This is a genomic window from Burkholderia sp. LMU1-1-1.1, from assembly GCF_040675865.1.
Classification (GTDB): Bacteria; Pseudomonadota; Gammaproteobacteria; order Burkholderiales; family Burkholderiaceae_D; genus Rugamonas.
In genome coordinates this window covers 1-17,244 of sequence record NZ_JBEGHG010000067.1, presented here as the reverse complement: position 1 = coordinate 17,244, position 17,244 = coordinate 1, and the positions used below count along the sequence as shown (strand labels likewise).

The 17,244-nt window shown below is 57.5% G+C and carries 16 protein-coding genes and 3 pseudogenes; 9 read left to right on the top strand and 10 right to left on the bottom strand.

Features of this window, described 5'->3' with window-relative positions:
* Positions 1-14: 14 nt before the first annotated feature.
* The 3 genes and pseudogenes from MRBLMU1_RS27780 to MRBLMU1_RS27770 all read right to left on the bottom strand — a co-directional run bounded on the left by MRBLMU1_RS27780 (position 15) and on the right by MRBLMU1_RS27770 (position 3,531).
* The gene (locus MRBLMU1_RS27780) at positions 15-1,043 is read right to left on the bottom strand and encodes an IS5 family transposase (protein WP_414646129.1); all 1,029 of its coding nucleotides are present in this window, start codon (positions 1,041-1,043) and stop codon (positions 15-17) included.
* Between the two features lie 1,654 nt (positions 1,044-2,697).
* Positions 2,698-2,865: pseudogene (locus tag MRBLMU1_RS27775) on the bottom strand (transposase); the annotation flags it as partial.
* Positions 2,866-3,117: 252 nt separating this feature from the next.
* On the bottom strand, positions 3,118-3,531 hold the full coding sequence (locus MRBLMU1_RS27770; RefSeq protein ID WP_363508769.1) for a winged helix-turn-helix transcriptional regulator: 414 nt from the start codon (positions 3,529-3,531) through the stop codon (positions 3,118-3,120).
* A 91-nt stretch (positions 3,532-3,622) separates the two neighbouring features.
* On the opposite strand from MRBLMU1_RS27770, the gene MRBLMU1_RS27765 reads away from it, so the two are divergent.
* Complete coding sequence (locus MRBLMU1_RS27765) at positions 3,623-4,681, top strand: SDR family oxidoreductase (RefSeq protein WP_363508766.1); 1,059 nt, start codon at positions 3,623-3,625, stop codon at positions 4,679-4,681.
* A 347-nt stretch (positions 4,682-5,028) separates the two neighbouring features.
* Here MRBLMU1_RS27765 and MRBLMU1_RS27760 read toward each other — a convergent pair whose 3' ends face one another.
* A complete protein-coding gene (locus MRBLMU1_RS27760; RefSeq protein WP_363508763.1) occupies positions 5,029-5,943 on the bottom strand; it encodes a LysR substrate-binding domain-containing protein in 915 nt (304 codons plus the stop codon).
* A 146-nt stretch (positions 5,944-6,089) separates the two neighbouring features.
* Here MRBLMU1_RS27760 and MRBLMU1_RS27755 point away from each other — a divergent pair, with 146 nt between their 5' ends.
* From MRBLMU1_RS27755 to MRBLMU1_RS27730, 6 genes are read left to right on the top strand one after another with little or no spacing between them, the layout of a single operon-like run.
* The gene (locus MRBLMU1_RS27755; RefSeq protein WP_363508760.1) at positions 6,090-6,719 is read left to right on the top strand and encodes a glutathione S-transferase family protein; all 630 of its coding nucleotides are present in this window, start codon (positions 6,090-6,092) and stop codon (positions 6,717-6,719) included.
* A 26-nt stretch (positions 6,720-6,745) separates the two neighbouring features.
* Positions 6,746-7,444, top strand: coding sequence for a pirin family protein (locus MRBLMU1_RS27750; RefSeq protein ID WP_363508758.1), 699 nt, complete (start codon positions 6,746-6,748; stop codon positions 7,442-7,444).
* A gap of 41 nt (positions 7,445-7,485) precedes the next feature.
* Positions 7,486-7,908 carry a DoxX family protein gene (locus MRBLMU1_RS27745; RefSeq protein ID WP_363508755.1) on the top strand — a complete coding sequence of 141 codons (423 nt, stop codon included), beginning with the start codon at positions 7,486-7,488 and terminating at the stop codon, positions 7,906-7,908.
* A gap of 59 nt (positions 7,909-7,967) precedes the next feature.
* Positions 7,968-8,573, top strand: coding sequence for an NAD(P)H:quinone oxidoreductase (gene wrbA / locus MRBLMU1_RS27740; RefSeq protein WP_363508752.1), 606 nt, complete (start codon positions 7,968-7,970; stop codon positions 8,571-8,573).
* Positions 8,574-8,621: 48 nt separating this feature from the next.
* Positions 8,622-8,987 carry a nuclear transport factor 2 family protein gene (locus tag MRBLMU1_RS27735; RefSeq protein WP_363508749.1) on the top strand — a complete coding sequence of 122 codons (366 nt, stop codon included), beginning with the start codon at positions 8,622-8,624 and terminating at the stop codon, positions 8,985-8,987.
* Positions 8,988-9,009: 22 nt separating this feature from the next.
* Positions 9,010-10,296 carry an epoxide hydrolase family protein gene (locus MRBLMU1_RS27730; protein WP_363508746.1) on the top strand — a complete coding sequence of 429 codons (1,287 nt, stop codon included), beginning with the start codon at positions 9,010-9,012 and terminating at the stop codon, positions 10,294-10,296.
* A 258-nt stretch (positions 10,297-10,554) separates the two neighbouring features.
* Here MRBLMU1_RS27730 and MRBLMU1_RS27725 read toward each other — a convergent pair whose 3' ends face one another.
* Complete coding sequence (locus MRBLMU1_RS27725; RefSeq protein WP_363508743.1) at positions 10,555-11,451, bottom strand: LysR family transcriptional regulator; 897 nt, start codon at positions 11,449-11,451, stop codon at positions 10,555-10,557.
* Between the two features lie 183 nt (positions 11,452-11,634).
* Between MRBLMU1_RS27725 and MRBLMU1_RS27720 the strand changes: the two genes are divergently transcribed.
* Positions 11,635-12,588 carry an aromatic alcohol reductase gene (locus MRBLMU1_RS27720; RefSeq protein ID WP_363509601.1) on the top strand — a complete coding sequence of 318 codons (954 nt, stop codon included), beginning with the start codon at positions 11,635-11,637 and terminating at the stop codon, positions 12,586-12,588.
* A 363-nt stretch (positions 12,589-12,951) separates the two neighbouring features.
* Positions 12,952-13,122, top strand: a pseudogene (locus MRBLMU1_RS27715) (DUF3363 domain-containing protein); the annotation flags it as partial.
* On the opposite strand, the gene MRBLMU1_RS27710 reads toward MRBLMU1_RS27715, so the two are convergent.
* The 5 genes and pseudogenes from MRBLMU1_RS27710 to MRBLMU1_RS27690 all read right to left on the bottom strand — a co-directional run.
* Positions 13,057-13,458: a hypothetical protein gene (locus MRBLMU1_RS27710; protein ID WP_363508740.1), complete on the bottom strand. Its 402-nt coding sequence runs from the start codon at positions 13,456-13,458 to the stop codon at positions 13,057-13,059. The pseudogene MRBLMU1_RS27715 and the gene MRBLMU1_RS27710 sit on opposite strands and share 66 nt — an antisense overlap.
* The gene (locus tag MRBLMU1_RS27705; protein ID WP_363508737.1) at positions 13,445-13,858 is read right to left on the bottom strand and encodes a hypothetical protein; all 414 of its coding nucleotides are present in this window, start codon (positions 13,856-13,858) and stop codon (positions 13,445-13,447) included. Before MRBLMU1_RS27705 ends, MRBLMU1_RS27710 begins: the two co-directional genes overlap by 14 nt.
* A 115-nt stretch (positions 13,859-13,973) precedes the next feature.
* Complete coding sequence (locus tag MRBLMU1_RS27700; RefSeq protein WP_363508734.1) at positions 13,974-16,286, bottom strand: TonB-dependent siderophore receptor; 2,313 nt, start codon at positions 16,284-16,286, stop codon at positions 13,974-13,976.
* A gap of 262 nt (positions 16,287-16,548) precedes the next feature.
* A pseudogene (locus tag MRBLMU1_RS27695) lies at positions 16,549-17,124 on the bottom strand (AraC family transcriptional regulator); the annotation flags it as partial.
* Positions 17,125-17,157: 33 nt separating this feature from the next.
* Positions 17,158-17,244 (bottom strand): integrase core domain-containing protein (locus MRBLMU1_RS27690; protein ID WP_161051113.1); only part of this gene is annotated, 87 nt, incomplete at its 5' end.

Sequence of the window (17,244 nt, the reverse complement as noted above, 5' to 3'; positions counted from 1 at the left end):
GCCCGATCCGTCGATCAGAACGGCGCCAGGCCGCCTTCCTTCAAAAACACCAAGCGTTTCAGGTTGTAGCTCGCCGCCTTGAGATGCAAGGCGAAGGTGACGCGGACGATGCCCATGCAACGCACCAGCTTGCCGCCCATTTGGGCCAGCGCGCCGAACACGTGTTCGACGCGGGCGCGCGGTGTGGCGATGCGGCGGTTGCGCTGCTTTTGCGCCTCGGAAATGCCCTTGGTGGCGCTGCCCTTGCGCTGGATATGCACACGCCAGCCGTCTTGTTTCAGTTTCGCTTCCCGTTCTGCGGTAGGGTAGCCGCGATCAGCGTAGACGTCGCGGCTGGAGTTGGCGCGGTCCAGCAGCGGCTCAAATAGTGTGGTGTCAGCGACGGCGGCATGCGTGACGGCTATTTTGCGCATCAGCTTGTAGCGCTTGTCCACGCTGGCGTGCAGCTTGTAGCCGAAGTAACTCTTGCCGTGCTTCTTTGTCCAGCGCGCGTCGACATCCTTTTGCGCGCGCTTGTGCGGCTTCCAAGCCAGCGGCATAGTGCCTTCCTTGACAATGTCGGCCTCCTCGCGCTTGTTGCGCTGAACCGGCGCTTGCACCAGCGAGGCATCGACGATTTGGCCGCAACGCGCCATGTAGCCTTGCTGCTGCAACTGCTGCTGGACTTGCTCAAAGATCTGGTTTCCCACGCCCGCCTGCGCCAGGCGGTCACGGAATAGCCAGATCGTCTTGGCATCGGGGATGCTGCTGCTTTCGGTCAGATCAAGAAATTGCAGGAAGCTGCGGCGGTCGAGCAACTGGTATTCGAGCGCGTCGTCGGCCAAGTTGTAGAGTTGCTGGAGCACGAGGATCTTCACCATCAGCAGCGTCGCATACGGCGGACGGCCGCCCTTAGCGCGCGATGGCCTCGGCGCTGCGGCATCAACGCTCGCAGCAAGCGCCTCGAAGTCCACGTGTTTGGTCAGTCCGACCAGCGGATCGCCAATCTTGGATCGACGATCTTCGCGCTCGTGTTCTGCAAACATGCTGATCCGTGGTTTCATCATCGCGGCCGCTCGTTGGTGGTTATGGTCGATACAGAATTTTACCGACGGCGGCTGGCCAGCGGTAGGTCTTTAGAGGTCCCTTAAGGAAACGGATCGCGGGGCTGGATTACGACACCTGATCGTTTGTTTTAAAGTTGCTCTATCCCGGAATCATTTAAAGATCAGGTCGTTTTAATAAAAACTTGAATCAGGTAAGGCGCTAAGGGCTTCCGCAGGATTGATCCGGAACGGCCGGTTCGCAATCGACGGTGAGTATTCTCATCACCGCCGCCACCAATTCTCATGAGCTGCCGCCACTCAATCTCGTCGGGTGCCGCCACCGATTCTCATAGGTCGCGGCCGGCCATTCTCATGATGTGCCGCCACCCGCTCTCGCAGAGCGCCGCCAGCCGCCTGTTCGTAGGCGGCCCCACAATTCGACGTACGTACTTGGTCTTCCTGGGCGTACGTGACAATTCGCGTATTTGTCGCATGGGCCAGATGTTATCCTGACCGGCTTCGGCCGATTACGGCCAAAAGCGGACTGGTCTGGAAGTCCAGTATGACACTGTGAAGAATTTATGCTTCCATGATTGGCATAGAAAATATTAGAGGGTTCCGAATGCGCACTATATTTTATTTTCTATTGTGCCTCGTCTTGGGCTCCTCATTAGCGTTCGCTGGACCAAAAGGAGGGAGTTCACCTGTTGCTGTTAGAGGGTACGTAAAAAAAGATGGCACCTATGTACAGCCTCATATGCGGTCTGCTCCTGATGGCAACTTTTCTAATAACTGGAGTACCGTAGGTAACGTAAATCCGTACACCGGTGTATCAGGTACAAAGACAATGCCGTCGAACGCCACTCCTGCATACAATAATGCGGGTGAAAGTTTCGGTGGCGACACAGTGTCAGGCGCTAGTTCTGTGCCGAATACATACTCTTCAAATCTCGAACCAATCTCTGATAACGTCACCGTAGCTCCTGCGCCGCAGCACGCAGACAGTTATAAGATTCCTCCACATGCAAAGCTCAGTTACTTAGGCAACGGCTGGGAATGCATACGCGGGTACTATCGAGCTGCGCAGCAATGCGTCGCGGTTGAGTTGCCCTCAAACGCGAAACTGAACTATTTAGGAAACGGATGGGAGTGCGCCCGTGGATATTTCCAGTCCGGACAGGCATGCGTCGCAGTTGCTTTACCGCCAAACACGAAGCTGAACTATCTAGGAAATGGATGGGAGTGTGTGCGGGGATATCGCCAATCCGGCCGGGAATGTATCGCGGTTGAGCTCCCTGTGAACTCGAGGCTAAATTACCTCGGCAACGGATGGGAATGTGTGCGTGGATATCGCCAATCCGGTCAGGAATGTGTCGCAGTTGCTTTGCCACCGAATGGCAAGTTGAACTACCTAGGAAACGGATGGGAGTGTGCACGTGGGTATCGCCAATCCGGCCAGGAATGTATTACAGTTGAGCTGCCTCTGAATTCCAAACTGAATTACTTGGGCAACGGCTGGGAGTGCCTACATGGTTATCGCCAGAGTGTCGGAGAGTGTGTCGCAGTCCGCTAACTCGTCACAAGATTTCGAGGCAGTTTGGAGCCTCTCGTAGATTTGCTGCTACCGGCCAAGAGCGGCCTCTCACCAACATAAGAAGGATTAGAAGTGGAGCATCGCCGCCTCGCTGTACTTCCGGCTACGCCCACGTTTGCCACTGGCACTGCCGTGCCAGCACATGTCCTGGTCCAGCCAGATGAGTAGCGAACCACGCGCCTTCAGCGCCGCGTTGTACTCCTTCCAGTTGGTCGTTCGATATTTCGGTTTGCTCGGTGCACTCATGCCGATAGTTTACCCGAGCCGCGATTCAGGCGCGCCTCGGGCATTTGTGCAACAAAGCCCTATCAACGCCATGCTGAATTTGAAGCATGAGTTCCGCATTCCACGGTCCTTCGAGATCCAGCAAAATCAATTGGCCATCCCGTGTGCAGCTTGCCTTACCATGCGACTTGAATTTCGTGGGAATCTCCTTGGCGGACAATGACATAGTCAATCATTCGAGCTGCAAGAACTGGAGGACGGCGAAAACCGGAGCTATCGCTGCGCCACTGCGCCGGGCGAAGTTGTATCAAGAAGTGATTGGTATTTATTACCCCATTGCAGCATTTGCGCAAATATCGGCACCAACTCAACCCCGGCTTGGGATAGTTCATATTCCACCCGAAGCGGAAGCTCAACATAGGCATGGCGTATCACGATGCCGTCTGCGGCGAGCTCCCTTAACTGCTCGGTCAGCATGTGCTGCGTTATCCCGGGAATACATCGCCTTAACGCGCCGAATCTGACAGGCCCCTGGATGAGCAGGCAGACGATTTCGATTTTCCATTTGCCAGTAATGGCCCGGAGAACCATTTGAAAACGAAGAATCTCGCTCTCGCTAGGACTTGCGCAGCTTTCGCATGCATCTCCATGAAATCTTAGTGGTGCAGGTTCTGCTTTCAATTCCATCTCACTCTGAAAAATCATACCAGGTCAGAAAAATCATCCTACTTGTCAAAGGTTCCGTTATCTCTCAACATCATGCCACAAAGGAGATTCGATGATGAGTAAGGTTCTTGTGACAGGGGGTTCCGGCTTCGTTGGAAGCCATTGCATCCTGAGGTTGCTGCACGACGGCCATAGCGTGAGAGCTACCGTACGTTCTCAAGCGAAGGCAATGGCGTTGAAGAAGACGCTTGCTTCGACTGGCCTGATGTCCACAGACGATATCGAATTCGTTGAGGCCGATCTGATCAGTGACAGCGGTTGGGATAAGGCGATGGAAGGCCAAGAGTATGTGTTGCACGTCGCGTCGCCGTTTCCGGCCGGAGTTCCCAAGAACGAAAACGACATCGTTCTTCCCGCGCGTGATGGCACCTTGCGAGTCCTGCGTGCGGCCCGCGATGCGCGGGTTAAGCGTGTCGTAGTGACGTCGTCGTTTGGTGCTGTAGGGTACGGCGGCCAGCCGAAGGCCGCTGCGTACGACGAAACAGACTGGACGGATACTTCGTTGCCGAACCCGCCTTATATTCGTTCCAAGGCCATCGCGGAACGGGCAGCTTGGGAATTTATTCAGGCGGAGGGGCATGGCCTGGAGATGTCGGTCATCAATCCCGTTGGCATTTTTGGACCGGTGCTCGGGGCGGACTATTCAACGTCCATCGCCATTATTAAGCGCTTACTGGACGGCGACATGGCCGGCTTGCCCGACCTTCACTTTGGGGTGGTGGATGTTCGGGACGTGGCGGACTTGCATTTAAGGGCGATGCTGCATCCGAAGGCGAAAGGGGAGCGCTTCATCGCAGTGGCGGGTTCTTTGATATCGATGGAGGAAATTGCGTCTATCTTGCGCAGCCGATTCGGTCTGGCAGCAGCGAAGGTTCCTTCGAAGCGCATTTCGAGCTGGAAAATTCGATTGGCGGCTATTTTTAGCACAGGGGCACGCCAGTTAGCGTCCAACCTAGGCAAGCGGCGCCCATCTACGAGTGAAAAGGCGCGCCGGATGCTCGGGTGGACTCCGCGACCAAATTCGGAAGCTATCGCATCGACTGCCGAAAGCCTGATACGTCTCGGCCTGCTCAAACACCTGGACCCAGCTTCACCGCGTCCTCTCGCCTAACCACGGAGATACCGTTGTCTCCAGCATTGTAATCACTTTACTGACGTGCCTACAAGACCGTCCAGCAAGGTGCTGCTACCGCCGTGTGGGCCGCGACCAGCCACCTTCTTGACGGGCAAGGCGGGCTGTATCTTGAAGACAGCAATGTCGCACTCGTTGTGCCGGATGGAAGCGAGGCCCCTTTTGGCGTAAGGCCCTGGGCGTTGGAGCAAGCATCGGCAGATCGTATCTGGAGTATTTGCGAGCAGATGACCGGGACGCGTCTGTAAGCGAGTTCTTCGCTTCCTCGAATTTAATCTATCTCCTCAAGGGAATCATATGGCCGATGCATGTCGTGAGTATGTAAATCATTTTTTGTTAAGCGCCTCGTATCCGGCAGCGAGCGCATCGAGCAATTGGCGCACCGCAGGCACCATGCCCCGACGTGTCGGGAATACCGCATGCACCAGGCCGGCCCTGGATGCGAGCTCAGGGAGCAAGCGTTGCAAGCGGCCGGCGCGTAAATCTTCGTCCACGAACTCGAGGGGCAGCATCGTCACCCCGACACCGCGCAGGGCAGCGAGCCGAAGGCTGGACAAGTCATCCGTTGCAATGCGCGGTCGATGTTCAAAACTCAACGCGCGTCCTTGCGAATCGAGCAGGTTCCACACGTATCGCTCACGGTTGTTTGCCGAAGCCAGCGTCGGTAATCCCTTCAACGCTTCAAGCGAGGTCACTGCACCATGCTGTTGTATCAAATGTGGACTTGCAACAAGAACGAACGTCGACAGGCCCAGCTGGCGGACAGCGAGGTCGGTGTCTTCCAACGGCGGCAGCCTGACACGCAGCGCGATGTCCAGCCCCTCTTCGACAATATCCACCAGACGATTCGTCGCATCGACCAGCACCTGAACCTCGGGATTTTCCAAAGCGTATTGGGAAATGATCTCGGCGATGCCGGAGCTCAGTAAAGCTAGCGGACAGCTGATGCGAACCGCGCCGCGTGGTTGGGTGCGGGTCTGATCCACGATTTCTTTGGCGGACCGTGATTCGGCCACTAAAGCCAGGCAGTGCAGGTGAAAGTGGCGCCCGGTCTCGGTCAGCGACAGGCTTCTGCTGGTGCGGTTGAGCAAGCGTACCCCGAGCTCCTCCTCCAAAGCGCGGACGCGGCGGCTCAGTTTTGAAGTCTGCAGTCCTAACGCGCGTGCTGCTGCGGTGAAGCTGCCCCGCTCGACCACTTCGGCAAAAAGACGCAAATCGTTAAGGTCGGAAATCTGGTCCACGAGATCGGCTCCTGAATTTGTTTAGATCATTCTACTGGTAGCAAAGATGCTTTGCAAATTAGGAGATATGCAACTGATCTTTGCGAATTTAAGATGGATCCACTGAAGCGCTAAACCCGAAGTCAACTTATACAAAGGAAACGACCATGATTGAAGTTCACGCGTATGCCAGCCCAAACAGCCTCAAGGTACCTATCGCTCTGGAAGAAATGGGCCTGAATTACCAGCTTGTTGCCGTCAACTTGCGCCAAGGGGCACAAAGGGATGCCGCCTTCAAGGCCATGAATCGCAACGGCAAGGTGCCGGTTCTGATCGACAATTCGGCAGCTGGCGGCGCCGGCATCGTGCTGAGTGAGTCCGCAGCGATCCTGGTCTACCTCGCGGAAAAGACCGGCCAGTTGCTGCCGACTGACCCCGTCGCGCGCGGTAAAGTGTTCGAGCAACTCTTTTTCCACGCTTCGGGCGTCAGCCCGGCTTATCTCCAAGCATTTCTGCTTTCGATCCAGTCGTCGCCGTCGGCCGAAGCCCAGGTCAAGGCGCTTGCCGAGGTTGATCGCGTGCTGAGCGTGCTTGATCACGCGCTGAACGCTCACCGTTATGTCGCGGGCGACACGTACAGCATTGCAGATATCGTCCATTTCGGCTGGATCTGGCGCTCTCAGGCGATTGGTGCATCGATCGACAAGTTCCCGGCCCTCGCCCGTTGGTACGCCGAACTGCTGGCTCGTCCTGCCGTCGCGACGGCAATCGATAAAACCATGGCCCTCGCAGGCTAAGCGGCACATCCGTTCGGGGGAAATAAATGATTTCACATCGACGTTGGGCAGCGTTGGAGAAGGCTGACCTGGGCTGGTTGCGCGCTGGTTACCACTTTCAGCTGAGTCAGGATGGCGCGCCGGCCCACGGCGCCATCGGCCCGCTGATCGTCTGGAATGATGATGAGATCGCAGTCGGCGGTGGCTTTCCCATGCACGGCCACCGCGATATGGAAATCCTGACGTATGTGCGGCAAGGCGTGCTCGGTCACAAGGATGATCTCGGCTCCGAAATGAGCTTGCGCGCCGGTGAGGTTCAGGTGATGAGCGCGGGAACCGGAATACGTCATGCCGAGTTTAACCAAGGCGATGTTCCACTGAAAATTTACCAGATTTGGCTTCTGCCGCGCGAACATGGCGGTATGCCTCAGTGGAGCACAAGAAGCTTTCCCGCGAGTGAACGCGCGGCAGGCTTTGTAGTCCTGGCCAGCGGTGATGCAGAAGACCACGAGGCGCTGCTTATCCGTGCCGATGCCCGGCTGCTGGCGGCATCGCTCAAAGCCGGCCAAGAGGTGCGACAGCATCTTGCTCCATCTCGCCAAGCCTATCTGGTGGTCGCAACGGGGCGCATCGAAGTAAATGGAGAACCTATGGGGCCGCGCGACGGCGCTGCCATCTCCGATATGGCAGCGATCCATGTCGTTGCCTTGGAAGACGCTGAACTGGTCATGTTGGAAGCCTGCTGAAGCGAATTTTTGTCCATCCAATTTTTATCAAGGAGTGTGTTATGAAAAGTATCAAATTTATTCCCTTGCTGGGTCGCATCCTGATCGGTGTGCCGTTTCTGCTGAGTGGCCTGAGCAAGTTAGGCGCCTACAGCGGGACGGTTGGTTACATCGCGTCCGTTGGTCTGCCGGCGGCCACGCTGGCGTACATCGTCGCGGTGGCGATCGAAGCGGGCGGCGGCGTATTGCTAATCGCAGGATATCGGGCTCGCCTGGTATCCCTGCTGATGGCGCTGTTCAGTCTGGCGACCGCAGTCCTCTTCCACAACAATCTGGCCGACCAAAATCAAATGATTCACTTCATGAAAAATCTGATGATGGCCGGCGGTCTGCTGCAAATCACCTATTTCGGCGCCGGGGCATTTAGCCTCGACGCCGGTTCCCCACGCGAAGCGATGCGTGAAACAGCCCTGCGCACCCACTAAGCATGGGCTGGCTTAATTTCCTCCGGCGCGACCGGAACCATCAAAAAAAGGAGCTTGTCATGTACCAATCTAAAGTGCTGGTGTTGTACTACTCGTCATACGGACATATCGAAGCTATGGCTGCGGCGGTCGCTGAAGGGGCCCGCTCCACCGGCGCAACGGTCGATATCAAGCGCGTCCCGGAAACGGTGCCTGCTGATCTGGCCCAGGCTTCCTACTTCAAGCTTGACCAGCAGGCCCCGGTGGCGACCGTGGAAGAGCTCGCCGAATACGATGCACTTATCATCGGCACGCCGACAAGGTTCGGCCGCATCGCTTCCCAGATGGCGGCGTTCCTCGATCAAGCGGGCGGCCTGTGGATGCGCGGCGCCTTGAATGGCAAGGTCGGCGGGGCGTTCACGTCGTCCGCCACGCAGCACGGCGGCCAAGAGACGACCCTGTTCTCCATCATCACCAACCTGCTGCACTTCGGCATGACTATCGTCGGGCTGCCTTACAGCCATCAGGGTCAGATGACGCTCGATGAGATCGCCGGCGGCTCGCCTTATGGCGCGACCACGATCGCGGGTGGCCAGGGCCAGCGACAGCCTAGCGCAATCGAGCTCGAAGGTGCTCGCCACCAAGGCGAGCTGATCGCAAAAGCAGCAAACAAACTGTTCGCCTAAGGCTAGCTATTGGCGCTTGAAGGCAACTCAATCCAAGGAGCACACACCATGACTGATCGTATCCACGAATTACTTTATCGCAATCTCCAGGAAGTTTTCGGTGAAGGCGATGCCGGCCGCCGTCAAGCCGTCATCGAAGAACTCTACACCGAGGACTGTGAAGTCTACGTGCCACCAGGCGTACTCGTGGGCCGCGAGGCGTTGAATAAGTTTGCCGGCGATCTTCGCGCGACGCATCCCCACTTCGCCTATACCCCGCACGGCGCGCCGCAAATCCTCCATCACGCCGCACGCTTGCAATGGGGCTCCGGCCCCAACAGCGCGGAGCCGGCTTACACAGGCGAGGACGTGATCATCGTACGGGACGGGAAAATCGCCGTGCTGTATGTTTTCCTCGATTCCGTCGCCACTTGACCCTCATTCGAAAGGAAGTCACATGCAAGACGATGTCCAAGAAATCCAGTCGGCTTCGCGCCGCCGGCTGCTCGCCCTTGGCGCCGGCGGGGCACTGGCCGCCGTGATGAGCAGCGCGAGCGCTTCCGCGCAGCCTGGTTCACTTACACTGGCGATCGCTACGGACCAGGTCACACCGTTTTCCGTGTCGGTGCCGCAAAGCGCGATTGATGATCTGAAGCGCCGTCTGGACGCTACCCGATGGCCGGATCAGGAGACGGTTGGCGACTGGTCGCAGGGCGTTCCGCTGCAAAAGGCGAAGGCACTGATTGCCTATTGGCGCGACAAATACGATTGGCGCCAGTTCGAGTCGCGCATCAATGCGATACCACAGTTCCGTACCAGCATAGATGGGTTGGGCATCCACTTTCTCCATGTGCGGTCTTCTCATGCGAATGCACTCCCAATGATACTGACGCATGGATGGCCTGGATCGTTCGTTGAATTCATGGACGTCATCGGCCCGCTCACAGAGCCTACACGGTACGGCGGGAAGGCGGAGGACGCTTTTCACGTCGTGATCCCCTCGCTGCCAGGCTTTGCTTTTTCCGACAAACCGGGCGCCACCGGTTGGGATGTCAAGCACATAGCCCGCGCGTGGTCAACGTTGATGCAGCGGCTCGGTTACCAGCGTTGGGTTGCGCAAGGCGGAGATTGGGGGGCGGGCGTCACGCACGCCTTGGCGCAAATGCAGCCGCAGGGATTGGTCGCGGCCCACGTGAACTGGCAGTTTGTGCTGCCGGCAAAGATGCCAGAGAATCCGACGCCTGTCGAAAAAAAGGCGATGGAGCGCGCTTCCTGGTTCGCAAACGAGCAGAGCGGCTACTTCCGCGAGCAGGCCACTCGTCCACAAACGATCGGCTATCCACTTGCCGATTCGGCGGCAGGTCAGGCACTTTGGATCTACGAAAAATTCCACGCATGGACCGATAACCACGGTAATCCTGAGGACGCGCTGTCTCTGAACGCCATGCTCGATAACATTAGCCTGTATTGGTTTACCAATACTGCCGCGTCGTCGGCGCGCATTTATTGGGAGAACACGCGCGGCGGCTTTGCGACTCCCAATCGCGGGCGTATCGAACTACCTATGGCGGCCTCGGTATTCCCGCATGAAATCTTTGCTCCGCCCAAAGCGTGGGCCGAGGCGCTGTGGCCCAATCTTTTCTACTGGAATGAGCTCGATAAGGGCGGGCACTTTGCCGCCTTTGAACAGCCTGCTTTGTTCGCCGAAGAATTACGGAAGGCATTCCGAACGAAACGTAGTTAGTTTCCCGGACTTATGTCGCTTTGAAACCCAGAGGGCAGCGACATGCTGCTCTCCCGTCAGGGATACACGTTGAACGCCGACAGGTTTTCCGTCGAAGAAATTAAAAACGTCGCCAGCCACGGTGTAAGCCGCATGGCTAGGCTTCTACCGTAACAGCGAGGTGAACTAGAAAGAAAGTACGAAGGTCCGCAACGGGGCGGCAGCGGCCGAGCCGGCTGGCGCCAGCTTGCCAGCGAGTACATTGGTAGGAGTCGGCCACTAGCTGACATTGCTGAAAAGCTCGGCGGTCCAATCGGCGAACGCTTGCATGGCCGGCGAGAGAAAGCGGTGATGAGGGTATATCAGCGACACCGGCACGGGTTCAGGTTGCATGTTGGCCAGTACCTCGACTAAGTCTCCGCTGCGCAAATGGTCGGCCACCAAAATCTCAGCTAATTGCATCAGGCCGCCTCCGGCTAGGCCCAGTTTGATGTACAGCCCAGTCTCGTTAACTGCAACCGTGCCGGCAACCGGCAAAGCAACCCTGTCTCCGGCCTTCACGAAATGCAGTTCGCCCGTCCGCCGAGTCGTGCTGGAAAAGTAGTGAACCGCGCGATGGCGTTGCAAATCCTCCAAACTTTCGGGAATGCCCTGTTGATTCAGATAGGATGGTGTCGCGCAGGTGATCCAGCGCAACTCGCCTAGGCGGCGCGCGACCAGCGTCGAGTCGTGGAGGCTACCTGTACGGATCACGCAATCGACGCCATCCTGTATCAAGTCCACCTGACGATCATTTATGCCGATCATTAGATAGATATCGGGATACCGAGCCTGGAATTGCGCCAACTGGGAAAGGATCACGGCATGAGCGATTCCGCCAGGCATATCTACTCGCACTCTCCCTTGTGGGTGCTCAGCGGAGCCGTGCAGGCTGGATTCCGTGTCGTCAATTAGGTCAAGTATCTCGCGGCAGCGGTGAAAGTATCGCTCGCCCTCTGGTGTCAAGCTGAGGTTTCTGGTGGAGCGGTTGAGCAGACGTACCCGCAAATGTTTTTCCAGCCGTTTGATGATGCCGGTCACTGATGACGCCGGTAAGCCTAGCGTCCCTGCTGCACGAATAAAACTTCCGCTTTCGACCACGCGAAGAAATACCTGCATTGCTTGTACGCGGTCCATGTGTTGCCCTCATGCGATTGGTGAAAAAGGAACTATAACTCATGATTATTCGGATTTTTCGAATGTTGAAAACCTCCAGTGCTACTTTTTCTGCATCGCGGCAATCGCTACAGTGCAGCTAGCAAATTCACAGGAGAATCAATAATGTCCGATCAAGTCCGCCAACAGCTTCTACCACTTATGATGAACCCAGCAGATCCTGACGCCATGTCTCAAAATATTCTCGTGCTCGGCGCCGGTGAACTCGGCCTGCCGGTGCTGCGCAGTCTCGCGAACCGCGCGAAGTCGATCAGTGGGGTGAAGATCAGCGTCCTGCTGCGTGCAAGTGCCGTTGAGTCAAACTCTGAGGACAAGCAGCGTGAGATCGCGGAGATTCGGGATCTTGGGATTGAGATCGTCATAGGCGATCTGGTGAAGAGCTCCATCGATGAGCTCGCCGTGGTATTCGCGCGCTATGACACCGTCGTCGGTTGCGCGGGCTACGCGGCTGGCGTCGACACACCAATGAAGTTGGCGCGCGCTGCCTTGCAGGCGCGAATTCCAAGGTATTTTCCATGGCAGTTCGGCGTCGATTTTGACGTGATCGGACGAGGCAGTCCGCAGGACATTTTCGACGCACAGTTGGACGTGCGTGAGCTTTTGCGCAGTCAGCACGTGACCGAGTGGGTCATTATCTCAACCGGCATGTTTATGAGCTATCTGTTCGAGCCGGAATTCGGCGTTGTAGACCTGCAAAGCAATTTAGTCCATGCACTGGGCAGCCTAGACACCGCTGTGACGCTGACAACTCCCGATGATATCGGAGCGCTGACTGCCGAGGTGCTGTTCGCTATACCTCGAATCCGGAACGAGATTGTCTTCCTAGCCGGCGACACCGTGACTTATGGCGAGGTTGCGGACAAACTGGAGTCCTCCCTAGGCCACACCTTTGGCCGATCGGTTTGGAGCGAGGAGTATTTGCTAGACGAACTGGCACGCGATCCGAACAATATGATGCGCAAGTATCGTGCAGCCTTCGCTCAAGGACGGGGTGTCGCTTGGGACAAGCGTGGCACGTTCAATAGCCAACGCGGCTTCGCGGTTACCGACGTGGCATCGTGGATCAATACGAACCTGATTTCCGGCCGCAGCAAGTAATCGTCGTCAATGGGCCAGGTGAAGGCATCGACGACTGTTGTCAGCGTTCTGATAACTGTCTGACTGTTTTGGGGCGGAAGCAGTCCCTCGCTGCCCTTAGGTAATGGCCGCAGCCACAGCAGAACGCTGGCGGCGACCAACGAGAACGAGTGGCGGCGTTCAATGCGATTGGGTGGCGGCGGTCAGTGAGAACAGGTGGCGGCGACTTATGAGAATGGGTGGCGGCAGTGATGAGAATACTCAGACGGCGCCGATGCAATGTCGTTCGCCGACCAATTTTCTGCGCTGGCAGCAATAGTCCGTCCAGTTTGAGCGGCACGGTGTCGCCTGGAAGAGCGGGGGGCCATCCCATTCGAGCCCTTGCTGGCACCGTGGAAGCCGGCGATCAAACCACGGTCAGGGCAGCAGCTCGCCGCGACAGTGCGCGGCGGCAGAGCTTCATGGCAGATCGGACGCCAGCTTGGACTATCAGTGGGATCCCTTTCCATCTTTTGCGAGCAATTCTCCTGCCATCTCAATTGCCTGCTCATGTGAAGCAGCCAGAAGTAGAGGGTAGCCCCAGAACTTGGCAAACACCACCGCAAACGCCTTGAAGCCAAGACGTTTGGCCCCGTTCGGTTCGATCATGATCATCGCCAGCACAAGCTTTCGCAACGCAACCTTGTTTTTTTTCATCCAGAGCGCGGTGCGTTTCTTTTCTTCCGGCGAGTGCTCATGGTCTTCAGCAGGGGCGGTATCGGACAGGAGTACGAAGGGCTGCCCGCGCTGCAAATTGGCATCGAATTCGTCGAAGTCCTGTTGGTGATCACGTCCCGGCTCTTGCGTAAGATTCATCCAGACCAAAGGGAAGTTGGAACTATTGATAGACATGACTGTTGCCTTTGCTTTTGATGCGACGCCAGGTGGCCGCAATGGAGAACACGCCGGGTAACGTGATGAAAAACACTGCCGAGAAGGCAATGTGCCAGCCGTCGCGCAAGCCGTCGGAGATGCCCCCGGCGGTGTTGAGGACGACCAGCAGGCTGCCGAGGACCAGCACAACCCACTGAGCCTTGCGGGTTCCGATCAAGGCGAGCAGCACCGTGACGATCCAGGAACCATAGAACGCGGAAAACATCCACAGTACGCCGGGCTCAAACGTAATCGCAGGTTTCGTTCCCTGCGCTCTCACAAAGTCGTTTACGTAGAAGAACAACTGAAAGGCGACAAAAAGCACGGCACCGGCGGCTGTCGTCAACCAGAACAGGGCGACCTTGTTTGGGTTGTGCATGGCCAGGTCTTGGGCGGGGCCTAGTGGGGGCTGTAGGGGCATAAGAGCTTTCTCTATAATCAATGGTTGTATGGCTGCGGATTTCCAACGGGTGAAGCGTTCGCCTGCGGGCAAATCAATACCTATAGTTCAGCGTCACCATCACATTGCGTGGTGCGCCATAACTTACGGTGTCGAAATCGCCCTTCTGTAGCGCGTATTTCTTGTCAAACAGGTTGTTGAGGTTGACGGCCACGCTGGTCTTCTTTGTGATGGCGTATTGCCCCATCAGTGATACCAGGGCATAAGAACCTTGTTCCCCACCCAACGAACTGGTGCCAGTGTTGGGCGCCTGGTAAAAGCGGCTTTGCCATTTGACGCCGCCGCCGAGCGTCAACTTGCTCCAGTCGCCGGGCAACTGGCAGGTGGTGAAAAGCTGGGCCGTTGTGCGCGGTATTTTTGAATTCAAGCGGACGCCATTGCCATCTTGCGCCGTGAAGTGGGCGATACCTGCGTAGATGTTCCAGCCACGCGCCAGCTCGCCCTGCAAATCCAGCTCGATCCCGCGAGACTTCGTTCCATCCGCACCGTTATAGGCTTGGGCGCCGGCTGGCGTATAGGTTCCGGCAACCATCTGTGCAGCGTTGTCCAGCTCGGTCTCGAACAAGGCCACCGACGCATTCAGACGCCCGTCCATGTAAGCGCCTTTGAGGCCGAGTTCCTTGGTGTTTCCCTTTGAAGGCGTGAGCACGTTGCCCTTGCTGTCGCGATAGTCGGTTTGCGGATTGAATATCCCCGTGTAGCTGACGTAGGTCGAATAGGTCTTGTCGATGTCGTAGATCAAGCCGGCATACGGGGTGAATTCACTGCTCTTCTTGTAGTGCAACGATGTGCCACCGACGACGTCGTCGATTTCGTAGTTGCTGAAGCGGCCGCCGACAATGAGTTTCAGAGGCTCGGCCAGCGAGAATCGGGCTGCGCCATAGACACCGCTCTGCTTGATTCGGGTGCGGGTCGGTATCGAAGCCATGGCATCGAAGTTGGGACGGGGAAAGGCCGGGCTCAGCTCATAGACATTGACCGGCGCAAAGCCTGCAAAGAACGGTGCGATATCGTCCTGGCTGGCCGTGCGGCGCGAACTGGTCGCCCCAACCACCAGGTCATGTTGGCGACCCAGCATCTCGAAGGAGCCGCTCGCCATCGCGTCGAAGGTGTTTTGATGGCTGCGACCTTCGGCCGCCAGCGCTACCGGAAAGGCCCCATAGGGAAGGAAACCCAGTCCCGTGGCGCGATCAGGGCGGCCGACCAGGCCGAGCAGTTCGGCATCGTATTGCGTGCGGTACTGGTTGGCGACGGCCCGGAGTTTCCAGCCGTTGTCGAAGCGGTGTTCGATCTCGGCAAACGCCGTCTTGAGGGTGCTGTTCCAATGGCTCCAGTCCTGCGCGTAGTCCTTGGAGCGTGCATACTGCGCCTGCGTACCGTCGCTGAACCATAGCGGCAAACCTCCCCAGGTGGAGCCCTTCGGCGTGATATCCTGGTAGTCATAGCCCAGGCTCACCGTCGTGTCTGGTGTCAGATCCGCCTCGATGAGGCCGTAGAACGACTTCCTCTTTGGCTTGTAGCCGTCGATGTAGGAGTGTCCGTCCTGGTACGTCCCCACCATGCGCGCGCGGACGCGGCCGTCCTCGGTCAACGGCGTCGAGATGTCGCCCATGCCCCGGTAGGTGTCCCAACTCCCGGCGCCAAGCGAGGCGGCTGCCGAGAAGTCACGGGTCGGTCGTTTGCGCACCAGGTTGACGGCGGCCGAGGGATTGCCGGTGCCGGTCAGCAAGCCGGAGCCGCCGCGCACTACCTCGACACGATCATAGAACGCGGTATCGACAGAACCGATCCCGCTCCCATTGACGATGTTGCCGACGACGGTGGGAATGCCGTCGTACTGAACGTTGTTGATCAGGAAACCACGCGAGTAGAAACTTGTCCGTTCGCTGTCGGACTGGTCCGACGCAACGCCAGTGGTGTTCTCCAGCACGCCCTGCACCGAATTCAACTGCTGGTCGTCCATGCGCTGGCGCGTGATCACCGTCACCGCCTGCGGTGTTTCCTGCATCGACAGCGGCAGGTGCGTCGCCGCCGCTGTCTGGCCCGCGGTGTAGGAGCCAGTACCTTCGGTGGCCGCCGTCTCCATGCGGCCTGTTACGGTTATGGTTGGCAACGCTATCTCCCCTTGAGACGCGCCCACAGCCCTGGTTTGTATCTGCCCTGACTCGGCGGCGACTGCGCCCTGCGCGCCAAGAAGAACTGCTGCCGCAACTGCCGATCCCAACACGGTGCGGGACGAGCTCCTGACGGCGCCCTTGGACGGTCCGCCCAGATGCAGATAGAAGGCGGGCTCTCCACGCATATCGATTGACCAAAGGAACTTCCCTGCTGTTGTGATAATAGGCATAAACAAGACTCATTTGCATTTAGATGCCGTATTTAACAATAGAGAGAGGGAGAGGTAATAGTGAAACCAGGCCAGATTGTTATTCATTTAGGCCAACCGCGATCATTCTTAGCACGCTGGCCGCATTGAGTAATATTTTTTCCTAATTTCGCAATCCAACATTTGTCAACGTGGGTACGCCGTACTCAGCCCAGCGTGCCTGGCCGGATAGCGGGCGGTAGACGGCAGTCGGCAGTCCCCGGGCCAAGACAGGCTGATCAAATCAGGAAAGGATTTCATCGGGGAGCATGATGCCGGGCACGGGAGTAAGCTCCGCGCCGCTTGTGCGATCCGAGAGGTATCGTGCCGGAGGCTTTCCCACCGCCTTGCGGAACATGGTGACGAACCCACTGGCGTTTTCATACCCCAGCTCCAATGCCACCGTTTGCACGCTGTCACCCTTGGTCAAACGTTGCAGCGCAAGGATTACATGCAGCTGCCGACGCCAGCGCCCGAAGGCCATTCCAATTTCGTGCAGCAGAAGACGGCTCATACTTCTCTCGCTCATGCCAATGCGAGTAGCCCAATCGGCCTTGGAGGTTTTGTCCGTGGGGTCGGCCAGCATCATTTCCGCGAGACTGCGCAATCGGGGATCGCGCGGCATGGGCAGATGCAAGTCCTCCACCGGTGCCGCCACCAATTCATCGAGCAAGGTAGCAATCAGCCGGTCTTCCCGCCCTCCCGGCGCGTACAACTCAGTAATACCAGCCGCCTTCAGCAGCAACTCACGCAGCAATGGCGATACCGAAATCGTGCAACAGGTTTTCGGAAGGTCCGGTGCGGCGTCAGGCTCGGTAATCCCCCCATTAATGATGCGCACCAGAAGTAGAGGCTATGCGGCGAGGGCCAATTTCTGAATCGGCGTAATGCCGCCGAGTGCCATGTGTGGCCGGTCGTGATTGTATGTCCATAACCAGCG

Bases quoted from the DNA above. Each gene is read 5' to 3' on its own strand.
- MRBLMU1_RS27720 (WP_363509601.1), top strand. From the start codon at position 11,635: ATGAACCCAGCAGATCCTGACGCCATGTCTCAAAATATTCTCGTGCTC.
- MRBLMU1_RS27730 (WP_363508746.1), top strand. From the start codon at position 9,010: ATGCAAGACGATGTCCAAGAAATCCAGTCGGCTTCGCGCCGCCGGCTG.
- MRBLMU1_RS27755 (WP_363508760.1), top strand. From the start codon at position 6,090: ATGATTGAAGTTCACGCGTATGCCAGCCCAAACAGCCTCAAGGTACCT.
- MRBLMU1_RS27725 (WP_363508743.1), bottom strand. From the start codon at position 11,451: ATGGACCGCGTACAAGCAATGCAGGTATTTCTTCGCGTGGTCGAAAGC.
- wrbA (WP_363508752.1), top strand. From the start codon at position 7,968: ATGTACCAATCTAAAGTGCTGGTGTTGTACTACTCGTCATACGGACAT.
- MRBLMU1_RS27710 (WP_363508740.1), bottom strand. From the start codon at position 13,458: ATGTCTATCAATAGTTCCAACTTCCCTTTGGTCTGGATGAATCTTACG.
- MRBLMU1_RS27780 (WP_414646129.1), bottom strand. From the start codon at position 1,043: ATGAAACCACGGATCAGCATGTTTGCAGAACACGAGCGCGAAGATCGT.
- MRBLMU1_RS27750 (WP_363508758.1), top strand. From the start codon at position 6,746: ATGATTTCACATCGACGTTGGGCAGCGTTGGAGAAGGCTGACCTGGGC.
- MRBLMU1_RS27745 (WP_363508755.1), top strand. From the start codon at position 7,486: ATGAAAAGTATCAAATTTATTCCCTTGCTGGGTCGCATCCTGATCGGT.
- MRBLMU1_RS27770 (WP_363508769.1), bottom strand. From the start codon at position 3,531: ATGGAATTGAAAGCAGAACCTGCACCACTAAGATTTCATGGAGATGCA.
- MRBLMU1_RS27700 (WP_363508734.1), bottom strand. From the start codon at position 16,286: ATGCCTATTATCACAACAGCAGGGAAGTTCCTTTGGTCAATCGATATG.
- MRBLMU1_RS27765 (WP_363508766.1), top strand. From the start codon at position 3,623: ATGATGAGTAAGGTTCTTGTGACAGGGGGTTCCGGCTTCGTTGGAAGC.
- MRBLMU1_RS27735 (WP_363508749.1), top strand. From the start codon at position 8,622: ATGACTGATCGTATCCACGAATTACTTTATCGCAATCTCCAGGAAGTT.
- MRBLMU1_RS27705 (WP_363508737.1), bottom strand. From the start codon at position 13,858: ATGCACAACCCAAACAAGGTCGCCCTGTTCTGGTTGACGACAGCCGCC.